This is a genomic window from Lysinibacillus sp. GW823-FHT06C08, assembly GCF_058795135.1.
In genome coordinates this window covers 243,780-265,778 of record NZ_JBXAHN010000001.1, presented here as the reverse complement: position 1 = coordinate 265,778, position 21,999 = coordinate 243,780, and the positions used below count along the sequence as shown (strand labels likewise).

Genomic DNA, 21,999 nt, shown 5'->3' with positions numbered 1-21,999 from the left:
GCATTTTTTACTTTCTGTAGAAAACTAAATTTTATTTTTTAAAAACATTTCCACTGCGAATATATTCAACATCCGCAACATGTAATCGAGCATTTACTACTCGTGCAGCTGCAAATAAATAATCTGATAATCGATTTAAATATTTTTGTACAACTTTTGGCACATCTTCAACTTCTTTCATAAGTGTCACCATTTCACGCTCTGCTCGCCGAGCAACCGTACGCGCAATGTGTAAAGTTGCAGCTGCTGGTGCCCCTCCTGGCAAAATAAAACGTTGTAATGGTGGCGCTTCATCTGAAAGTGCATCAATACGAGCCTCTAGCACCTCAATTGGTTGTTCAGTTAGCTTATAATGTCGTTCTTTCATCACGTTGGCTAGATCACCACCGGCATCGAATAGTTCATGTTGAATAGTTTCTAAATCCGTTAAAATATCCTTGAAAAGTGCTGGATCTAATTCACTTACAGCTTTACCAATAAAAGAATTTAATTCATCAATAGCCCCATACGTTTCAACACGTAAACTATCTTTATCAACGCGTCCTCCTATAAGACTTGTTTTACCCGTATCCCCTGTTTTTGTGTACAGCTTCATTTCGCTCATCTCCTAAAATTGATTTTTGTAATTTCTGATAGCCTGAACCGTAGTTTCAAAAACACCCTTTGCAATCATTTTACCAACTTCCGTAATGGGACCACCATATAACATTTCTGTCCCTTTTTGAGTTGCTGCAATTAAAAGGCTATCTGTAGCAGTACCTGTAGCAATTGTTCCACTACGCTCATCACGAATATTTTCTGATTGCATAGCCTTCGTTTTCGCTTCTGTAGCTGTCATCATGGCCTGAAAAAATGCTTCCTCCGATAAACAGCCGTTGATAATTACCCATGTATTAATAGTACCAATATATGGTTCATCCTGCCTTTCGTGCACACGAGATACATCTACTGCATTCCTTACACCAGCAGTAACAGCTACTATCACACTGCCAAATGGTGCAGGTAACTCATTGATCGCCACAAGAGCTGTTGGCACTGCTGTCAGCATGACAACTGTATTCGTAGGCGAAAAATGGCCTCTTTGCAAAAATTCATTAACCTCTCTCTTTACATCACTAATCACATAATCACTAGGAACAGAGCGGTTTAACAAGCAATTATGCCACCCAATTCCAGGGTTATGGACAGCAGAGGATACAGTTTTTATAGGAATCTCTGACTGGAGCTGAATAAACTGTTCCGTTATTATAAAATGTTCTTTTTTTATTACAGCGCGCTGTTGATAGTCGCTTGCTGCAGGCATCATCGTAATTTGTGGTTTAGGTATTTCTGGATGAGCATAAGTAGCTACTCGTGCTTGATAAATTTCTTCTATCTGAGAAGCAATTAATACTTCATGTGGTGCCCCAAAAGCTCTCATTTGTCCACTTTCCATGAGCAATAATTCATCACAATAGAGAGAGGCTAAATTCATATCATGTAATACCATCACTACCGTTAAACCACACTCTACAGCTTCCTTCCGCACCATATCTAAAATTTGCCGCTGATGGGCAATGTCTAAATGATTTGTCGGCTCATCTAGCAGTAAAATTTCCGCAGTTTGAGCAAGGGCCTGTGCAACAAAAACTCTTTGCTGTTCGCCACCCGATAAAAATTCCATCGGTGTATGCTCATAACGTTTTATGCCTGTTTGTAGCATTGCATGTTGAACCGCTTGCTCATCTTGCTCAGACCAACTTGAAAAAAAACCTGATTGATGTGGATAACGTCCAAGCGAAATAGCCTCTCTAACACTGTTTGAAAAAGCATTCGCATGGAGCTGTGGTAAAACAGCCATTTTTTTTGCTAAAGCACGGGCATTGTAGGAAAGAATGCTTTGTCCATCAATAGAAATCGTGCCCTCAACTGCTGGTAGAATACCACTCATTACCTTTAATAATGTTGATTTCCCACTACCATTTGGCCCTAAAATGCCAAGAATCTTTCCTTTTTCAACTGTAAAGCTTATATCCTTGACGATCGGTACGTCTTCATAACCACCTGATAGATGTTCAACAACAATCACGCCCGTACCCCCTTGCCTCTTCGTTGCTTATAAAAAATATAGGAAAAAACAGGCGCTCCAATAAATGCCGTAATGACACCAATGGGCAGTTCCCTTGGCAAGATGATGGTTCTTGCAACTAAATCACAAATAATAAGTAATGTTGCCCCATTAAAAAATGATAATGGGAGTAAATGACGGTGATCAGAGCCCCAAATCATTCTTGTCATATGTGGTACAACTAACCCTACAAAGCCAATTGTGCCTGAAACAGCAACTGCTGCTCCAGTTAGCATGGAGCCACCTACTAAAATCAAATACTTACTTTTCTTTACATTGACACCTAAATGCTTCGCTCTTTCTTCCCCATATAACAGAACATTAAGCTCACGTCTCTGAGTCCACAGCATAAGGGAACCAACAATGACAAATGGAATAATCATTTGAACATATGGCCAACCACGCATAGAAACAGAACCGAGTAGCCAGCCGATTACTTGGCGTAGCTCCTCTCCCGATAAAGCAATCATTAACGAGATTAACGATCCTAAAAATGAACTAAAGATAACTCCTGTTAAAATCAGTGTTTCCATCTTTAAAGAACGGTCTACTACTCTAGCAAAGCTCATCACAATCACCATTGTAATAATTGCGCCTATCATGCTAAAGGTAGGTAAGGCATACAAGCCTACAACAGGTATAGAAATATTAAAAAAAATTGTCATGACTGCGCCGACAGAAGCACCAGATGAAATACCTAATGTATATGGATCTGCTAATGGATTTTTGAGCAAGCCTTGGAAAGCCGCTCCCGCAATGGCGAGAGAAGCTCCTACTAGCCCCGCTAAAAGCACACGGGGCAACCGAATTTTCCAAAAGATATTGGCAGCTGTTTCATCAACTGACTGATTCCACAGCACTTCTATCGGAATATGAACAGAGCCTATAGCTACGCCACACCAGATGCTAATGATAAGAAGCGTACATGTTAATACATAGGCTGTTGCTATTTTTTTCACTTAAATACCTCAGGGTAGATAGCTTTTGCTAATTCCTCAAGGCCATCCGCTAAACGTGGTCCCTGACGGCTTGTTGTGCTTTCATCTACTTGCACAATAGCATTATTTTTTACTGCATTAATTGTATCGAAACCAGCACGCTTTGGTATTTTTGTTAAAATATCAGGTACATAACTATATGTCACCACGATGACATCTGGATTTTTTGTGATAATTTGTTCTGCACCAATTTCATACCAATTATCACCGTCTGCTGCTACATTTTTTGCATGGATCATCTCCAGCATTGCGTTCATAAATGTGCCTTGACCAGCTGTATAAATATTAGGTTCATCAGAGGCTTCTACAAAAACGTTCTTAGGTTCAACGTCTTTCACTTTCCCCTGAACCTCTTCCACTTTCGCCTTCATGTCAGCAATGATTTTTTCAGCTTCTGGTAATTTCCCTGTAGCACGCCCAAGCTGTTCAATCGTTGTATAGGTTTCATTAAAATCTTGGGCATTTTTTACAACAAATACTTTCACGCCCGCAGATTCTAGCTGTGCTATGGCTGATTCCGAAAGAGACATGCTAGATTCATGTGCAAAAACGATATCTGGCTTTAAGGCAATAATTTGTTCAATATTGTACTCCATGCCACCAACCTTATCCTTTTCAACTACCTCTGGTGGATAATCGTCGTTGTCTGTAACCCCTACGATTTCATCCTTTAAACCTAGGCCAAACAATATTTCCGTATTACTTGGAATAAGTGACACTATTTTCTTAGGAGGAGCCTCTAGTGTAATATCCTTCCCAATAGCATCCGTTATAGTCATAGGGAATGTTGCTTCTTCCGCCTTAGATGTTTCTTGTTGTGTTTGCTCTTCTGTAGGTGTGGAATTGTCTTTTTGCGCCTCTTGTCCACAAGCTGCTAGCAACCCTATCGTTAAAAATGCCGATACCCCTATTTTCCAAAATTTCTTCATGTGAATCCTCCTTCGTTGATTTGTGCGTTCATGTGTTAGAAGTATTCCTCCATCAAAATAAGACCCCTCATCTTCGAATGATGAGGGGTCAAAATCGCACCAAAAAACTGATACAAAATCCACCATCCTATCCTCGTAGGCTGTCATGTCTATGCTATAAAGGCAGGTCTCCTGGCTTGTGCTCAGTACGTTTTTTCAAGCCTTCCCGAAATCTTCAGTGGCATCATTTGAAAAAACTCACACTTACAGTGGCGGGACCGCATCGGAATTACACCGATTTCCCTTTTCACTTTACTTAAGTAAAGAACCTTTATAATATTCAGTTGATTTTATTATACATGAAATTAAAAAAAGTCGCCTCTATATCAAGGCGACTCCAAAGGTTATTAGACGATTTCAGCAAAATACTGTACGGTTTTCATCGGAGCACCGATCGTTCGTAATGACCAAGTTTGCTCTAAATAAACATCCGCTAGTTTATCATATTTCCCACCAAACTTTTGTGCCCACTCAACGGCTATGACACTTTCATATAATTGAGCCATTTTTTTGGCAACATCCTTTGCTTCAAACGTTTTTGTCGCTTCATCGAGAGTACTAAAAATTTGTAAGGTTGCCAATAGTTTAGTTAATTGCTCTTGAACGATTTTCACTAATGAATGGTCTGTTAATACTTCTAATCGCTTGCTCATCTCTTGAACAAACAATTCATGTGCCCTGTATTTATCCACTAAGCGAATAAGCTCCAAAGCTAGTATATTAGCCGTACCCTCCCATACCGTCAGCACTTGCGCATCTCTCAGTAAGCGTGGTGTTACAAAGTCCTCAATATAGCCATTCCCGCCATGTAGCTCAATTGCTTCACTTGCATAATGGACCGCCTGCTCTGCCGTTTCCTTTTTCATAATGGCAATATATAAACGGTTCATGATGATGTCTTGCTCTGTTCCCTGACCACCTGTCACTTTATCGTATAATTGAATAAGATCAAAAATCGTGGCTACTTCTACATGCAGCTTAGCGGCATATTTACCCAATGTATCCTGGATCATAGGATACTGTGTTAAAGGTTTACCAAAGGTATATCGATTTGACACATAATGCTTCGCCTCTAAGAAGCCACGGCGCATAATACCAATGGATGCCACAGCATTACAAATTCTTGATAAATTAAGCGCCTCCAGCATATAATAAATCCCTTTATTTTGATCACCAACTACATAAGCGAGTGCTCCATCAAACTCAACCTCACCAGATGGAACGGCTTTCACACCTAATTTATCTTTTAGTCGTCGAATACGAAGTTGGTTAGCCGATCCATCTTCATTACGCCATGGAACTGCAAATAGAGTTAATCCTTTAGAGCCTGCTTGTGCACCCTCTATTCGTGCCAATACCATTGCAACCCCACACATCCCTGCATTGGAGGCGAAATACTTTTCACCATAGAGGCGGTATTCATTCCCCACAAGTTTTGCTTCTACTACATTCGCACCAACATCTGAGCCTCCTTGTCGCTCTGTTAAAAATGTCGCTCCCTCATATAGCTCCATATCGCCTGTTGCACAAACATGCGGTAAGAAGCGCTGCTTAACTCCTTCCTCTGCATAATGGTCTAATAAATAGGCAGTAGCCATCGTTAACGTCACAGGGCAATAAAAACCGGGCTCCGCATGTGACAGTAAATAACCTTGCGCAAAACTATAGACATAATTCCCTTTGTGACCTAGTTGGGGAATATCTTTATGCACATAGCCAACAATCCCCGTATTATATGTCTCCTCAATTGTTTTTTTGTAGCCGTCATTGACCCATACCTCTGAAACCTCTTCGCCATAGGCATTATACCTTTGAAGGCGAGGCTCTCCTTGTCGATCAGTATGTTTCGCCCTCACATCTATTGCACCCGCACATAGCTCACCAAAGTCCGTCAATTCCCGATGCGCATAAGATGAAAATTCTTTATCGAGCATCATTTCCAACACTTTTTGAAGCGTATCATCATCTGTAAAGAAATTGCTTGTGCCTGCTATTTCCTGTTGTAAAACTTTCATGCTATCTCACCTCTTGTCCTTTCAAAGATTGTTTTAAAATTTTGCCTGACGCATTCCTTGGTAGCGCTTCCACTTTTTCGAAAATTCGCGGTATTTTATACTTAGCAAGCTGCCCCTCTAAATAATCTTTTAGAGCCTCTTCATCAATATCCTGTTTAGCGGAATAAACAGCCTTCACTGTCTCTCCCCATTGTGGATGTGGAACACCAACCACTGCCGCTTCAAATATCCCCTCAAAGCTTAAAAGGCAATCTTCAATTTCTTTCGGATAAATATTGACTCCTCCCGAAATAATCACATCTTTTTTTCGATCAACAATCCAAATAAAGCCGTCTTCATCCTTACGAGCTAGATCACCTGTTTTTAACCAACTGTCTATAAAGGCCGCATTGGTTGCCGCTTCATCTCTGTAGTAGCCAAGCATATTACCCTCACCAAATAAAACGATTTCCCCTACTTCTCCTGCTGGTACATCTTCGCCACTGTCGTTAACAATACGTATCTCTGTACCTAAAGGTGCTCGCTGTCCAATACTCCCAGCCTTTCCTTCATGCTCCTTGCCAAATAGCAATGATCCACTTGGCCCCGCCTCTGTTAATCCATATACGCATGTTAAATTAGTTGTGTGGAATGACTGTTGAATGAAACGAACTTCGTTTTCAGATAAAGGTGCACCTCCATATACCCACCATTTCATGGAGGACAAATCAGCTGATTGCAATCTCGGCATCTGTGCTGTTAATAAATAAGCAACAGGTGCGCCAAAGAAATGAGTCGTTTTTTCCTGTTCAATGGAATCCATTAATAAATCTGGTGTAAAAGTTGGCGTTAACACATTTGTAGAGCCTACAAATACACCTGCCATTAAAAATAAATGCAATGGAGCCGAATGAGTTAATGGCATCATTAGCAATATACGGCTTTCAGGCTTGACCTCCATTTCAACTGCAATCATTTGCGCAACCGTTAAAATATTACGATAGCTAAACAATACGCCCTTTGGTTTCCCAGTCGTACCTGATGTGTACAAAATGGTCGAAGCATCATCTTCGTTTAACTGACATTCAATCGTTTGGGAACTGGCACTTTGAATCATTGTTTCATAATGAAGCCAGCCTGCTACTTGTTGGCCTGTTTTAATTTTTAACGGGATTACGGCAATATGCTGGACTGCCGCAAAAATGGCTTCATGTGCAATAATCACCTTTGCCTCAGCATGCTGTGCCACATACTCTACTTCTTGTAATGTAAACTTAGCATTGACTGGGACGACAATAGCACCCATTCGCTGAATAGCAAAATAGCTCACGACAAACTCTACAACGTTAGGCATAAAAATCAGAACTTTATCTCCCTGCCTTACACCCTGTTCTAATAATGCATGACTAAAACGGGTCACTTGCTCATCTAAATCATGATAGGTCACTCTTCTACCATGACAAATAACGGCTTCCTTTGTTGGATACTTACGGGCATTACGTGCTAATAAATCGGAACTATTCATCGTGCATCTCTCCCCTTAAAGTCGTTAATTTCTCATTAAACATGCCATGCATTTGTTGTAATTCATTTCTCATTTGCGTAAGCTCAGCTATTTTCCTATCAATCTCCTGAATCTTTTGCTCTCCGTATTCAACGGTTCGCTCCAATTGCTGAATTCCTGAGCGATCAAAATCAAAAAGTAACACCATTTCCTTGATCTCCTCCAGTGAAAAGCCGTAACGCTTTCCTCTGAAAATAAGCTTGAGCTTCGCAGATTCTTTTTTCGAAAAGGTTCGTTGATTCGTAGATGAACGTTGAGGACAAAGAAGCCCAAGCTCCTCATAATAACGAATTGTACGTGTGGACACATCGAACTCCTTAGCCACCTCTTGAATCGTCTTCATAATCGTCTCCCCCTCCTGATTGGCAACAGTATACCATTGACGTTAACGTAAACTTCAACAAAATTTTCGGAATTAACAGAAAAATATAGTTCGAAGCAGAAATTTTAATGATTAGCCATTACTCTCGTATCACTAACTACCATAATTTAATGTGTTAACTTGCTTTCTATCCATAAAAAAACCCCTAACACTTTTCCTGTTAGGGGCTAAGATAGATTATTACATTTTTTCTGGTGCTGACACGCCGATTAAACGAAGCGCATTAGCAATTGTTGTACGAACTGCAGTAATTAATGCTAAGCGAGCTTCTGTTAGCTCTTTGTTTGAAGCATCTAATACTTTTTCTGCATTATAGAAACTATGGAAAGCAGCCGCTGTTTCTTGAATATAATTTGCGATACGGTGTGGTGTACGATGTTTAGCCGCGTCAGCTACCACTTGTGGGAAATCGCCTATTTTTTTCAATAAATCAATTTCCTTTTCAGCTGTTAATAGGTTTAGGTTTTCACTTGTAGCAGCAAAACCTTGTTCATTGGCAGAGCGTAAAATTGATGAAATACGTGCATGTGCATATTGTGCATAATACACTGGGTTTTCATTAGATTGCGATACGGCAAGGTCAAGGTCAAAGTCCATATGAGAATCGCCTGCTGTTTTTACGAAGAAGTAGCGAACTGCATCTAAACCAACTTCTTCCACAAGCTCGCGCATTGTTACCGCATTGCCTGTACGTTTAGACATTTTGAATTTTTCACCGTTTTTATAAAGCTGAACCATTTGAATTACTTCTACTTCTAATGTATCACGATCATAGCCTAATGCTTGAATGGCAGCCTTCATACGTGGAATATAGCCGTGATGGTCTGCTCCCCAAATATTGATTAATTTATCAAAGCCACGGACGATTTTATCCTCATGATAGGCGATATCTGGCGTTAAATATGTGAACGAACCATCGTTTTTAATTAATACACGGTCTTTATCATCACCAAAAGTTGTTGAGCGGAACCAAGTAGCGCCATCCTCTTCAAACACATGACCATTTGCTTTTAATTTATCTAATGCCACTTCAATTTTTCCGTTTTCATATAAAGACGTTTCAGAATACCAAACATCAAAGTTTACACGGAAGTTTGCTAGGTCTGTTTTTAATTTATCTAATTCTAACGCTAAACCATGCTGACGGAAGAATGCAAAACGCTCTTCATCTGATTTAGTTAGGATTGCATCACCATGCTCTTTTGCTAGCTTGCCAGCAATTTCAATAATATCCGGGCCATGGTAGCCGTCTTCTGGCATTTCGGCATCCATTCCTAATGCCTGCTTATAACGTGCTTCTAATGAGTATGCAAGGTTATTAATTTGGTTCCCTGCATCATTAATATAGTACTCACGAGAGACACTGTAGCCAGCCATATCTAATACATTACATAATGAATCTCCAACAGATGCCCCACGCGCATGTCCTAAATGAAGATCTCCTGTAGGGTTAGCCGAAACGAACTCTATTTGAATCTTCTCCCCGGCGCCTGCATTTGAACGACCATAGTCTGCGCCTTGCTCGATAACCTGTGTAACTACCCCTGTTAGGAAATCTTTACGCACTGTGATATTCATGAAACCAGGACCAGCAATATCAATTTTCTCAATATCTGTTCCTTCAGTATCCAGATTTTCTAAAATAGCTTCCGCAATTGCACGAGGTGGCTTCTTCGCTAACTTTGTTAATTGCATAGCAATGTTTGTTGCATAGTCACCATTTGCTTTATCCTTTGGTGTTTCCAGGTGAATTGTTAATTCTGTGTCAGCCTCCACTAAGCCTGCTTTTTTCACGGCTTGAGCCAACGCTGCTTTTATAGCCTGTTGTACTTGTTCTACTGCGTTCATCATTGTACCTCCGTAAATGTAATATCTAATGTATAATTGCCAACAGATTGCCCACCCATTAGTAAATCGTACTGTACATGGAAATCTCCGCTTACTGCCCTGTTCGTAAACGACATTTTCTTCGTATCGATAACGAGTGGCATGGAGCCAAACTCACCTTCATAATGCCCTTTTTGCTGTTCAATTATGTTCAGTGGTAACCGCATACTGACAGCACCAGCACGCATAATAAGCGCCTTCTCATGGCCTAACTTCATAGTCGTGCGGATGGTTTTATCCTCCTGCACCTCATCATATTTCAAATACAAGCTTCCTGCTTTTTCAAGTAGCTGCCCTTTGAGCCGCATTTCATAACTTTCGGATTCTCCATCACTTGGGCGAATCGTAGAAATGAGCGTAATGTTTACTTGCGATCTTACTTCGTTCGCCATAACGGACGCTCCCTTTTTAGTCTTTTACTATAACCTTTTTATTATAGGATGAATACCATTGTTTTTTCAAGATAGAAGTCAACTAGAGCGCAACTACTACGGATAATTGAGCAATAAAAAAATCCTCCCTTCTAATGAAGAGAGGATTTATGCAATTTATCTATACCATTTTTTAATAATTAATTGCTGAACCGTTAATAATAAAGCACTTACTGTCCAATATATTGGAATAATCGCTGGATTAAACAAACTAAAAATAAGGATCATGATGGGATTAATGAACATCATAATCTTCATATTTATTGGTTGATTTTTATCTAACGAGAGCCAACTTTGCATGAAGTAGATGACACAAGCTATTATTGAAATCCCGATATCCACTGTGCCCAAATTCATCCAAAGGAAATTTTCACTGGCAATCACTGTATCTAGCTTAATCGCATAGTACAGTGAAAATAACACAGGCAATTGAATGATGATTGGTAAACAACCTAATAATGAGCTTTTCAATGAATCTGAAGTTAATTCTTGAATTTTTTGTTGAACCATTATTTTTTCAGATTCATCATGACTATTCTTCAATTTAGCAGTAAGCTCATCTAGTTCAGGTTTAATGGATGTCATTAAATCTTTTGAATGTTTTTGGTGCTTGGCCGATTTAATAAAAAGCGGCATAAGTATTGCTCTCACTGCAATCGTGATACTAATAACACCTATTGCATAGCTTCCTGTAAAAGAATGGATAAAATGAATGAAATAAATAATAGGTTGCGTTAAAAAAGTAAACAATGATTCTCCTCCTAGTTTTAAAGTTTACATCAAACTAGGAGACACACTTTCTTCCTCATTGTTTTCTGACGTTCTTATACAGAGAACGAACCACGTTAGCAAAGGTGGAGTCCAAGTATTAGTGATGTCATAATCTACTTCAATTTCTTCATCTTGTATGTCTTGAACCATGAATTTATTGGCGAAATATAGCTGTAAATTAACACAGAGAACTGTTAAAACGAACGAAGCCAATAGCCAAAAATATTCCATTGTACTCATAAAAATAAATATATCATTCATGAGAAGAGACCAAATCACAATACCCCTCCTTCCCTTTTTATATACAAAAAATTATATTCGTATTGTGAATATTGAGTCAAATAATACCTTTACTTTTTTGAAACGACTAAAAAAAATGGGGCTAGCCATAGCTACCCCCATCTAATCATAATTATTTTACCCAGCCTAAAATCATTTCACGCAATAACTTAGAAGCTGTGTTAGCTGTCATTTCAGATGTGTCATAAATAGGTGCTACTTCCACTAGATCAAAGCCTACAACATTTACGCCGCTTGCTGCAATGGCATGAATGGAAGCTAGTAATTCTTTCGCAGTAATACCACCGCAATCAACTGTGCCAGTTCCCGGTGCATGAGCTGGATCTAACACGTCAATATCGATCGTTACGTAAACATTACGCCCCTCCAGCGTTGGAAGAACTTCCTTTAACGGCTCTAGTACTTCAAATTTAGAAATATGCATACCGTTTTCCTTCGCCCATTCAAATTCCTCTTTCATTCCTGAACGAATACCAAATGAATATACATTTTTAGGTCCGATATGTTCGGCAATTTTACGAATTGGTGTTGAGTGTGATAGTGGCTCTCCCTCATACTCTACTCGTAAATCTGTGTGAGCATCAAAGTGTATGATAGCTAGGTCATCATATTTAGCAGATACTGCTTTCATGACAGGCCAAGACACTAAATGTTCTCCTCCCATACCAACAGGGATTTTGCCATCAGCTAGTAATTTTTCAATAAATTTTTCAATTTCATCTAATGAACGTTGTGCATTCCCAAATGGTAGTGGAATGTCACCTGCATCAAAATACTTTACTTCCTCAAGCTCACGATCTAAATATGGGCTGTACTCTTCAAGACCGATAGATACCTCACGGATACGTTGTGGGCCGAATCGTGAACCTGGACGGTAACTAACTGTCCAATCCATCGGCATACCATAAATAACTGCCTGAGCATCCTCATATGTAGGATGACTTTTTATAAATACATTTCCTGAATACGCTTCATCAAATCTCATTGCTAGACCTCCGTTATAAATAAAATATTATTTTGAAAAACAACTTATCTTAAAGTCCGACTATGATGGCTTACAGGATTGTAATGAAACCTGTATCCTTTTATCCTCGTATACATTATTGGAACCTCTAGCAAATTTCGATTAAAATCTACAAAGTATGATTTTCTTGTCGAATGCCAGCGTTTCAAGTAGTACAAAAAAAGTATAGATGTTTTTGAATAAAGTGCAATAGTTTTTAGGTAGAATTTCGATTAAAGATGAATGTTCGAACACATACTAACGTTAAGTTCGAAGTTGTGAGAAAACGAGGTGAAAGTCGGATGAAACGAAAAAGCTATCATCGAAAGCAAAAGCGTGTAAAGCGCACACGGAAATCACTTACTTATTTTGTCGCCTTTGCAACTGCAATTGTCGTAGCATTTGTAGCACTACGCATCTATGTTCAAGTGGCTGGTGCACCGCCTTTAACCGTACCGAAAGCCTCAATTTTCTTAGATGAAAATGAGAACCAAATTGGAGACCACTTTACAAATCAGAGACGTTATTGGGTTGGTCTCGATGAGATGTCACCTTTTTTAAAAGAAGCAGTAGTAGCTGTTGAAGATAAAGATTTTTATAAACATGGTGGCTTTGACTATTCACGTATTGCTGGTGCGATTTTAGTGGATATTAAAGCTGGAGGAAAGGTACAAGGAGCTAGTACAATTACCCAGCAATATGCTCGTAACCTTTATCTTTCTCATGAGAAATCTTGGACACGTAAATTAAATGAAGCTCTGTATGCTTATAGATTAGAAGTTTTTTATGATAAGGATGAAATATTAGAAGGTTATTTAAATACGGTTTATTACGGTCATGGCATGTACGGGGTTGAAGCGGCCAGTCGATTTTACTTTGGCAAGTCTGCTCGTGATTTAACGCTAGCAGAGGCAGCCATGTTAACCGGTGTACCAAAGGGTCCAAGTATCTATTCGCCAATTGCTAATTTGGACAAAGCTACAAATCGCCAACATGTTATTTTAAAGCTTATGGCAGATCAAGGAGCTATTTCACAAGAAGAAAAAACACGTGCAGAAAATGAACAACTTGTATTGAAAAATGACAGTTGGGTAGCAACCAAATCTGTTGCCCCTTATTTCCTAGATGTTGCTTGGCAAGAAGCGAGTGAAATTTTAAAATCAAAAAATTTGGATATTAGTGAGGGTGGCTGGACGATTCAAACGACCTTGAATCTTGAACATCAAAAAGCAGCCGAGGAAGCAGTGGCAAAAAACATGCCTGCTGATGATCTTCAAACAGCCTTTGTTAGTATGGAATCTAAAACAGGTGCTGTAACAGCATTAGTAGGTGGTCGTGACTATGCAGTAAGTTCATTTAACCGTGTGACACAGGCAAAACGTCAGCCAGGGTCTACCATCAAGCCTATTTTATATGCGGCGGCTTTAGAAAATGGGTACACTCCGCTTACTTTTTTAGATGTAGGTGAAACAACTTTTACCTATGATAATGGACGAGGGACGTATGCCCCTAAAAATGTAAATGGGCAGTTTGCTGATCACGATATGACTATGGCGCAAGCTATTGCTATCTCGGATAATATTTATGCTGTAAAGACTTTAGAAGACATTGGCTTCAAGGAATTTCACGATATGGCGAACCGTTTTAATGTAGGCATTGGTGCAAAGGATAATTTATCAATTGCACTTGGCACGATCGAAACTACGCTTTATGAAATGACAAATGCTTATAATGTTTTAGCATCACAAGGGCAGCAAACGACTCCGACGGCAATTGTATCCATAAAAAATGCTAATGGAGACGTCATTTATGAAAACAAAGGTGTGACGAAAAAAACGGAGACAGCTATTTCCAAAGAGAATGCATTTATCTTAACAGAAATGATGACAGGTATTTTTGACCCAGTTTTCAGCGATTATTCACCTGCAACTGGAATAAGCATTCGCTCACGCATGACCCATACTTATGCAGCAAAATCAGGGTCTACCAATAGTGACCAGTGGCTTATCGGTTTTACACCAAGTCTAACTGCTGGTGTCTGGAACGGCTATGACCAAGGGAAAAACCTAACGACAAAAGAAGATACTGCAGCGACAAAGCAAATATGGATAGACTTTATGGAGACTGTTAATAAAGGGACAAAAAATGAAGATTTCAAAAAGCCAAAAGCTGTTGAAGGTGTTGTTATCGATATCGAAACAGGTAAATTAGCGACTGACGCTTGTCCAAAACAACGACTTGTCTATATGGAATCTAAGGATGTACCAACTGAGAAATGTACAAACTTTGACATTCTTGACAGTAATACATGGGGAGAATTTTGGAATATGCTACCGTTCTCCATATTTAAAGACTAAAAAATAAACAAACAATCATCCGGAAACCTTTTTAAGCCTAATACGTTTTAAGTTATGAAGGCTCTCGACAAAGTAACAGATAGATATACGAAAAATAAGAAAAGCTTTCTCTTCCCCGGAGACGTGTCCGTGGGAACAGAAAGCTTTTCTTTTTATGGTTAGCGAAGTATGAGCATCATGGGGCATTTGGCTTGGGTTGTTCAAATGCCGCATAGCGCTCATAACTTTCGCGAAACCAAGTGTCCTAGCTTACTAAAATGTAAGCTCTGCCTCAAGTTTACTTTGTTTCAAACTCACTTTCAACCTAATATCGAAAACGATTGCAAAATGTCACAGTTTGTTCAATCATTAAAGGTCTATTCGACAAATAAGTCTTGACGCAATTGCTCGCTACTTCGCTCCCACAGGTCTGGATTAAGTTGTTCTAGGAAAGCAGCTAACACTTTTTTAGACGGCGTATCCATATGCTCTACGATAATATGACGTTTCATGGATTTATCCATTTTATTCACATGATCAGCCAAAATTTTATAGCCACGGCGTTTTTCACGGTTCACTACCATTTCACAAGCTGTTATTCCCGCATAGTAAGGTCCATCCTCTTTATGATCGATTGTCACCCATACTAGCCAATATGGCTTTCCACCCTCTGAATCAGCACGATTCGTTGTAAATTTAATTCCGCGTTCCACATCGCTACGTGCATGCATAGCACCAATCTCAACAGATGCTGTTCCCTCTTCCACATCTAAAATGACTGGCGATACATTTTCTAACGAAAGCGAGCCAATCCCAAAACCCTTATGTCCATCAGTTGGATCATTTTTTATAATCGTAAAGCCCATTTTTTGTTTTGGTTTTTCTTCATTTGCCATACTTAAATACCCTCCATTCTGCTATTATAAAAGGAAGCATATTGCCACAATTATCATGGCACGTATGCCTCAACGCAAGTAAGAAGTTTATACTACTTTCTTATAAACTAACTATACAACATTATTCTATAAAGGAGGCAATATTATGCCATACGTAACAGTTAAAATGCTTGAAGGTCGTACAGAGGAACAAAAACGCGCCCTTGTAAAAGAAGTAACAGAAGCCGTTTCACGCACAGTGAATGCACCTGCAGAAAATGTAACAGTTTTTATTGAAGAAATGTCTAAAAACCATTACGGCGTTGCTGGCGTTCGTTTGAGTGATAAATAAATTGAACTTGGGTAGAGCCGCCTAACGCTCTACCCATTTTTAAACGTTTCAGTATTTCGTTACTATCGCTAGGATGTGATCAAAGATTAATGAAAAGGAATAAACTTAAACTGGCCTTACTTCTATGTGTGCTTATCATCGGCTTGTTACTAATATTTATCACACCTATTCAAAACGTGTTGATTGCACGTATGAGTGACCAATTCAACGCAGTAGAGTACAGCACTGACGATATTAAAAGGAACAACCAACTAGATGCGGATTTTGAGTTCGAAGCCGTGCAATCACTGTCCATCGCCGAGGTTCTCCAAGCGCAAATAAAGGCTAGCAAAATGCCTGTTATCGGCAGTATTGCCGTGCCTAGTGTCCATATGCAGCTTCCTATTTTAAAGGGAGTAGGTAATGCTGTTCTTGCTATTGGAGCGGGTACGATGAAGCCTAATCAGCAGCTCGGTCAAGGAAACTATGCTTTGGCAGGTCATTATTTTGAAGAGAAAGATATTTTATTCAGTCCCCTCTATCAAGCACAAATTGGCGATATTATTTATGTCACAGACATGAGTAATGTGTACGAGTATCAATTAGCGACTAAAAAAATCATTGCAGCAACAGATGTTTACATCGTGGATGATATCCCCAATCAGACGACGTTAACCTTAATTACCTGCGCGGAAAAAGGCTCCAAACGACTCGCCTTACAAGCAGATTTTGTGCAAAGCTATTCTTTAGAAAATGCCAAAGGAACCTTTTAAATCACACAAAAAGCGCCATCCCTAAAAGATGGCGCTTTTTTGATTATATCTCTGTTGTACGGCGACGCATGAACCATATTGACCCAGCTACAAGAAGTAAGCCAACAAATACAAGAGCTGTTTGATTGGCTCCATCTGTTTGTGGTAATTTACCTTGTGCTCTTAGCTGTGCTTCTAAGCGCTCTGCATCCGCTTTGATTTTATTAATATCAATAGCTTGAGCCACCTCAGTCTGCTCATCTTTTGATAGTTTACTATATTTTTTCAGGAAATCTTTATAAGCATCCAACGTATCTTTAGTTACGTTTGATGGATTATACGGTGGTAATTGTTTCCCTTGATCAATAACATTTTGTACTGATGTGCCACCATTACCAGGAGTTGTAGGTTTGTTAGTATCTGGTTTTGGTTTATTTGGTTCAACTGGTTTGTTTGGATCTGGATTTGGTTTATTAGGACCAACTGGTTTCCCAGGATCCGGATTTGGTTTGTTTGGATCAACTGGCTTCTCTGGATCCGGATTTGGTTTGTTTGGATCAATCGGCTTCTCTGGATCTGGATTTGGTTTGTTTGGATCAACCGGCTGCCCTGGCTCTGATGTGGGATTATCAGGATCAGTTGGATTTGTTACAGGTGGTGTAGGCTGAATTTTAGCCTCACACGTATTACCTACTGTTACTGTACCAAGGATTGTAATACCATTCTCTTTGACAATATATTTACCAGGCCTAATTAATGAATTACTTATAGTAATTTGACCTATATTATTTGTTGTAAATTCTGTTGAACCATTCTCTTCTATTACTACACCAGCTTCATCTGTGAATGTTACTTTGACACCTTCACGAGGCTGACCATACATATTGTTAATCGTTAATGTAAAGTTTGGACACGCAGGGGCAATTGATAAGTCTACTTTACAAATTTGTTTGTAAGAAACTACAATTTCTCCTAAATAAACTTTATTGTCATAAACGTCATACTTACCTGCGGGTACATCTTTAGAAACAAATGTCATACTACCATCCGCTTCTAGAACTGTTGAAATAACGTTACCTTGTTTATCTTTAATAACAACGTCTTTCCCCGCCTTAATTAGGACATTATTTTCATCCTTTAACTCTACAGTAAAGCGCTCGCAGGCTGGTGTTTGTTGAACTTCTGCTTGGCAATTAATATTGCTGGAGAATTCCCCAATTTTATTACCATCCTTATCAAATACACTATAAACACCTGGCTCTAAATCTTTTAATTCTACTTTACCGTCTTTTGTTTCTTCAGTAGCTACCGTTTTGCCATCTAAATCTTTAATCGTTACTTTCGTTTTATCTTCTATTAATTTTCCATCAACATCTTTGACCGTTAGTTCGAACGTTTCACATTTTGGTGCTTGTATAATTGTAAATTCATAACCACAGTTTTTCTTGTATGTCAGTGTAACTGTACCCAAAAATTGGTTACCCTCGTATATTGTGTATTCACCTGGTTTTACACCAGTAATAGGATCATTTGAATGAACAATAAACTTACCTACTGCGTCAGGAGATACCTTTGTCACTACTGTAGTCCCTTGTTTTAATGTTAATTCTAAAATATTTGTACGAATATTACCTTGACCATCTTTCACTACAATTGTGTAGTTTTCACATTTTGGCACTGGTTGAACTACAGCTTTACATCCACCATCATATTTCACTGTTACCTTTCCTAATTCACCTTCAACTGAATGAGTTACTGTATACTCACCAGCAGTAAAATAATTAGGTAATGTCACATTGCCATTTGTTACTTTGTATGGTGCTGTTTCTGTACCATTGGGATCCTTTAATGTAACTGTACCTGTAGTAATGGAATGACCATCAATATCCTTAATCGCTAATTCGAATTGTGTACAACTACCACCAACTATTGGTGTCGTATTGACAAGTTTTGTTATTAAGTCTGGCTGCTTATTTAGTGTCGTGTTTTCATCTAACTTAAATTTAAAATCAGACATTTTAGTATAACCAGTTGGTGGTGCTACTTCACGGATGAGATAGTCATTGTACGGCACATTTTCAAATGTGAATTCACCATTTGCATCTGTAGTAGCTGTTTGTATGATATATTCATTTGGTTTTGCAGTTTTTTTAATTAGTTGGAATTCAACACCAGCTAAATTTTCTTTAAATTGACCTGTAGCTGAATCGATGCCAATTTTTTTGAATTTGGCACTGCCTCGTGTTGACGAAAAATCTGATTCAGAGCTACTAAAGCTAAATTTACCCTTATAGTCACTCTCAGTTTTTTGATTAGCCTTTGTTTGCCCCGTATAATGCAATGTTGCTGTATTTTCTAATGCATCACCGATTTGGCCAAAGCCTATTGTTTTATACTGTACTTGATACCCTTTTCGATTTAAATCAGGGAATTCGAGGCTAAAGCCACCTTGAGTATCAAACTTGACAGTTACCCCTAATTGCAGAGGTGTTTTCCAGGTAGATCCATTTTGAATACCTGTTTTAGATACTGTGTATGGTGCTAATAGAATACTACTTTCCAATAACATTAAATTATTACCTGGTAAATCTGTTAAGATGACATTTTGACCTAAATCAGAATGAGATTTATTCACATCCAATGTCCAAGTAATTGTTTCTTTACTCGCGTTTTGTTGTGGTTTATTTTTTGTCACTAAATTGTTCGCTACATTCTCATCAATTTTTACTGGCGTTGATTCCAGCGTAAATTCTTGCGTACCTTTTGTTTTAAATGTGGCATCATTCGTATATACATTCCCTCTATCAGTAGACGTATCAGAACCAATACCTAAAATATGATCGTCATCCATTGTGTTATAACGAACAACATATGCTTGGTAGTTTATGTCTCCTGATAAGGAATCACTGAATGTTAATGTAAAGCCTTTATCTGTTTCCGCTGAAATTGTGTAATTATTCGAGTCAATCGGTGTAGTACCAATAGTTCCGCCTGTATCACTACCACCTAAATTAGTTAAAGGTAACACTTCAATTGTTCCCGGTAAATACTTATGTCCCACACCAACTGTATCAATTAAAATAGCTCCATTAATATCCTTTTTATTGATATTCACTTTTACATCCCATGTAAATTGCTGCGTGGAGTAGTTGAACGTTCCCGATTTACTGCCATTATTAACAGTAGTTGATTGTGGAATATAGCTCGCAGAAGCTGATTTTTCATATAATTTACCGCCACTTGTCCACTCTGTAGCAGCTGTATTTCCATACCCTTGCTTTTGTACAGTACCCTCATCACCAATTGCGAAGCTCGTTTGATAAGTGATAGTTGATGTACTACCTGCTGGTACGTTAATACCTGAAATTGTAAAGCCTTTTTTCTTATCTCCGGCAATTAGAGTATAAGAAGTTGCTATACCATTAAGCTTTACAGTGTTATCTATTAACTCATGCACCCCATCTGCAGCACCGGCTGTAAATGTATCTGTTAGTGTTAGGTTGTTAATTGGTTTAGTTGGATTATCAGATACAATGTTGATTGTCCATGTAATTACTTTTTTATCAAAATCAACTGTATATGATTTTTGTAATAGGTTTTCAGTAAGTACATAGTTTATATTCTTCTCTTTACCTGAACCGCTTGTCACACTATTATTAAACGGCCCTGCTTCATGTTCATAAAAATCCTGTTTACTATATTTCGCATCATACACAATTGTATAGGCATCTGAAATATCGTTATCAAAGGTTAATGTAAAGCTTTTAGCATTTCCAGTTGTAGGATTAATAGTAAATCCATTTGTTACTCTATTAGCTTCCGAAACTGTTGTCGCCACATTGCCAGCTGCATCATTCATTTTATAAACCTTAATGCTTGATGCATCGATTTCGTGAGGACCTTTAATTGTATCTATAACATATGCATCAGTTTGATCGATACTTAACAAATTATGATTGTAATCAATATGCCACTTTGTTTCGTAGTTTGTATTTTTATCTAACTTTTTATCTAGCGCTTTTCCATACGTAATGGTGTGCGTTGCCGTATTAGAAGATTCTATTTGTCCATCATTAGTAAATAGTACCTTGTTATTAAAGTTAACTACACCATCACGTTTATCCGCCTCTAATGTTACAGACGTTTTATACGTAATTTTATAGGCATACTTACCAGTCAGCGTACTTTCAATATCGCTCCAACTACCATTTGTCAGAACAATGTTTTCTGTACTTGTTCTCACACCATTAAGACCGACCTCATATTGATAAACATTTACGGAATTAGCCATAATTTCATGAGATGTTGGCTCGTCTGTTAAAGTTGGATTACTTAATAATTTACCTGCTTCATTAACCCATACCTGCCATTCCATCTCATGGTTACCATTTGCTGCAGGTGTAGGAGTCCCTAGTTTCTCCTTACTTACCTTTTTGTGGCTCGTTGAAGGTAAAAAAGTAAATTTAACTTTAATTATCTCACTACCGCCTGTGGCTGCAGGAATTTCCAGACCCTGCTCAATGTCGTCAGAAAGGTTATTAAAACCAGAATTGAATGTAATGGTTAAATCCTCTGGTTGAGAGCTTCCTGAGCCGGGCTCCATACCACTTAACTCTACACGAACTTTATTATCCGTAGTTACATAATTATATGTGATACCGTTTACTGTTTTGCTACCGGCGAATGCCCCGTCAAAATCAATTAACGACTGCGGCAATTGGAATTCAAACCAACTCCCGTCTCCCCAAGCTTCTGCTTGACTATCTTGCATTGGCACGGAAAATTTAACCGTGAAACTAGCTGTTGTATTTGGATCTAACTCTGTACCAAATTCACCTGCTCCAACTGTTTTTTCACCTATTTTCATTACAAATGATAATAGTGAAGCTGGAATTTCTTGAGGAACCAATGGTGAATTATCCACTGGCAATGTTTTAGCGGGTTCATCATCCACTTTTTCTTCTTCAGGAGCTTGGCCCTCAGGATCTTGCTCCTTGTTTTCATTTTCTTGCGGTGTTGTAGAAAGCTCTTCTTCACCTATGTTATCTTCTGAAAAATCTGTGTCATCGCTCACTGGTGTAGATGGATTTTTTTCCATTTCATCATCCGAACCATTGTCATTCACGACTGGTGGTGTCGAAAGGTCTTCAGATGCAAATACTGACAGTGGGCTGAGTAGTGTTTGGAACACTAACAACATGGTCAGCATAGCAATGTTCAATTTTTTTCTCATGACACTCCTCTTTTCTAATAGATAGAGAGCTTGATTGTTTACTACGACGATAGCTTTCTTTCATTTT

Annotated in this window: 17 protein-coding genes and 1 riboswitch; of the genes, 3 read left to right on the top strand and 14 right to left on the bottom strand. The window is 38.7% G+C overall.

Translation table 11 applies throughout. From position 1 onward, the window contains the following. Positions 1–31: 31 nt before the first annotated feature. The 12 genes from AC1Q6O_RS01260 to speB all read right to left on the bottom strand — a co-directional run bounded on the left by AC1Q6O_RS01260 (position 32) and on the right by speB (position 12,387). Complete coding sequence (locus AC1Q6O_RS01260) at positions 32–595, bottom strand: cob(I)yrinic acid a,c-diamide adenosyltransferase (protein WP_043990553.1); 564 nt, start codon at positions 593–595, stop codon at positions 32–34. Between the two features lie 12 nt (positions 596–607). Further along, positions 608–2,068 (bottom strand): adenosylcobinamide amidohydrolase, encoded by a 1,461-nt coding sequence (locus AC1Q6O_RS01255; protein WP_492400878.1) that lies wholly within the window; start codon positions 2,066–2,068, stop codon positions 608–610. Beyond that, positions 2,065–3,066, bottom strand: coding sequence for a FecCD family ABC transporter permease (locus tag AC1Q6O_RS01250; RefSeq protein ID WP_008179045.1), 1,002 nt, complete (start codon positions 3,064–3,066; stop codon positions 2,065–2,067). Before AC1Q6O_RS01250 ends, AC1Q6O_RS01255 begins: the two co-directional genes overlap by 4 nt. Next, positions 3,063–4,034: an ABC transporter substrate-binding protein gene (locus tag AC1Q6O_RS01245; protein ID WP_043990554.1), complete on the bottom strand. Its 972-nt coding sequence runs from the start codon at positions 4,032–4,034 to the stop codon at positions 3,063–3,065. Before AC1Q6O_RS01245 ends, AC1Q6O_RS01250 begins: the two co-directional genes overlap by 4 nt. Before the next feature lie 144 nt (positions 4,035–4,178). Then, a riboswitch (cobalamin riboswitch) is annotated at positions 4,179–4,361 on the bottom strand. Positions 4,362–4,420: 59 nt separating this feature from the next. Further along, positions 4,421–6,088, bottom strand: a complete 1,668-nt coding sequence (locus AC1Q6O_RS01240; RefSeq protein ID WP_239354140.1) for an acyl-CoA dehydrogenase family protein — start codon at positions 6,086–6,088, stop codon at positions 4,421–4,423. Between the two features lies 1 nt (position 6,089). Next, a complete protein-coding gene (locus tag AC1Q6O_RS01235; RefSeq protein ID WP_239354138.1) occupies positions 6,090–7,592 on the bottom strand; it encodes a class I adenylate-forming enzyme family protein in 1,503 nt (500 codons plus the stop codon). After that, a complete protein-coding gene (locus AC1Q6O_RS01230) occupies positions 7,585–7,974 on the bottom strand; it encodes a MerR family transcriptional regulator (protein WP_089986052.1) in 390 nt (129 codons plus the stop codon). The genes AC1Q6O_RS01235 and AC1Q6O_RS01230 overlap by 8 nt, the downstream gene beginning before the upstream one ends. 219 nt (positions 7,975–8,193) lie before the next feature. Next, entirely contained in the window at positions 8,194–9,861 is a 1,668-nt protein-coding gene (argS, locus tag AC1Q6O_RS01225) for an arginine--tRNA ligase (RefSeq protein ID WP_239354297.1), read from the bottom strand. Beyond that, positions 9,861–10,292, bottom strand: coding sequence for a YwiB family protein (locus tag AC1Q6O_RS01220; RefSeq protein ID WP_008179055.1), 432 nt, complete (start codon positions 10,290–10,292; stop codon positions 9,861–9,863). Before AC1Q6O_RS01220 ends, argS begins: the two co-directional genes overlap by 1 nt. Positions 10,293–10,448: 156 nt before the next feature. Beyond that, on the bottom strand, positions 10,449–11,081 hold the full coding sequence (locus tag AC1Q6O_RS01215) for a YidC/Oxa1 family membrane protein insertase (RefSeq protein WP_089986050.1): 633 nt from the start codon (positions 11,079–11,081) through the stop codon (positions 10,449–10,451). 24 nt (positions 11,082–11,105) lie between these two features. Next, positions 11,106–11,381: a hypothetical protein gene (locus AC1Q6O_RS01210; protein WP_089986049.1), complete on the bottom strand. Its 276-nt coding sequence runs from the start codon at positions 11,379–11,381 to the stop codon at positions 11,106–11,108. Positions 11,382–11,514: 133 nt separating this feature from the next. After that, positions 11,515–12,387: an agmatinase gene (gene speB / locus AC1Q6O_RS01205; protein WP_036122947.1), complete on the bottom strand. Its 873-nt coding sequence runs from the start codon at positions 12,385–12,387 to the stop codon at positions 11,515–11,517. 320 nt (positions 12,388–12,707) lie between these two features. On the opposite strand from speB, the gene AC1Q6O_RS01200 reads away from it, so the two are divergent. Then, positions 12,708–14,762: a transglycosylase domain-containing protein gene (locus tag AC1Q6O_RS01200; RefSeq protein WP_036122944.1), complete on the top strand. Its 2,055-nt coding sequence runs from the start codon at positions 12,708–12,710 to the stop codon at positions 14,760–14,762. Positions 14,763–15,118: 356 nt separating this feature from the next. Here the strand turns inward: AC1Q6O_RS01200 and AC1Q6O_RS01195 are convergent, their stop codons facing one another. Continuing rightward, a complete protein-coding gene (locus AC1Q6O_RS01195; protein WP_008179119.1) occupies positions 15,119–15,637 on the bottom strand; it encodes a YwhD family protein in 519 nt (172 codons plus the stop codon). A 145-nt stretch (positions 15,638–15,782) separates the two neighbouring features. On the opposite strand from AC1Q6O_RS01195, the gene thmT reads away from it, so the two are divergent. Both thmT and AC1Q6O_RS01185 read left to right on the top strand, forming a co-directional pair. After that, positions 15,783–15,968, top strand: a complete 186-nt coding sequence (gene thmT, locus AC1Q6O_RS01190) for a 2-hydroxymuconate tautomerase (RefSeq protein ID WP_012292709.1) — start codon at positions 15,783–15,785, stop codon at positions 15,966–15,968. 89 nt (positions 15,969–16,057) lie between these two features. Beyond that, entirely contained in the window at positions 16,058–16,720 is a 663-nt protein-coding gene (locus AC1Q6O_RS01185) for a class A sortase (protein WP_008179122.1), read from the top strand. 43 nt (positions 16,721–16,763) lie between these two features. Here the strand turns inward: AC1Q6O_RS01185 and AC1Q6O_RS01180 are convergent, their stop codons facing one another. Next, positions 16,764–21,932, bottom strand: coding sequence for a collagen binding domain-containing protein (locus AC1Q6O_RS01180; protein WP_492400877.1), 5,169 nt, complete (start codon positions 21,930–21,932; stop codon positions 16,764–16,766). Between the last annotated feature and the right edge of the window lie 67 nt (positions 21,933–21,999).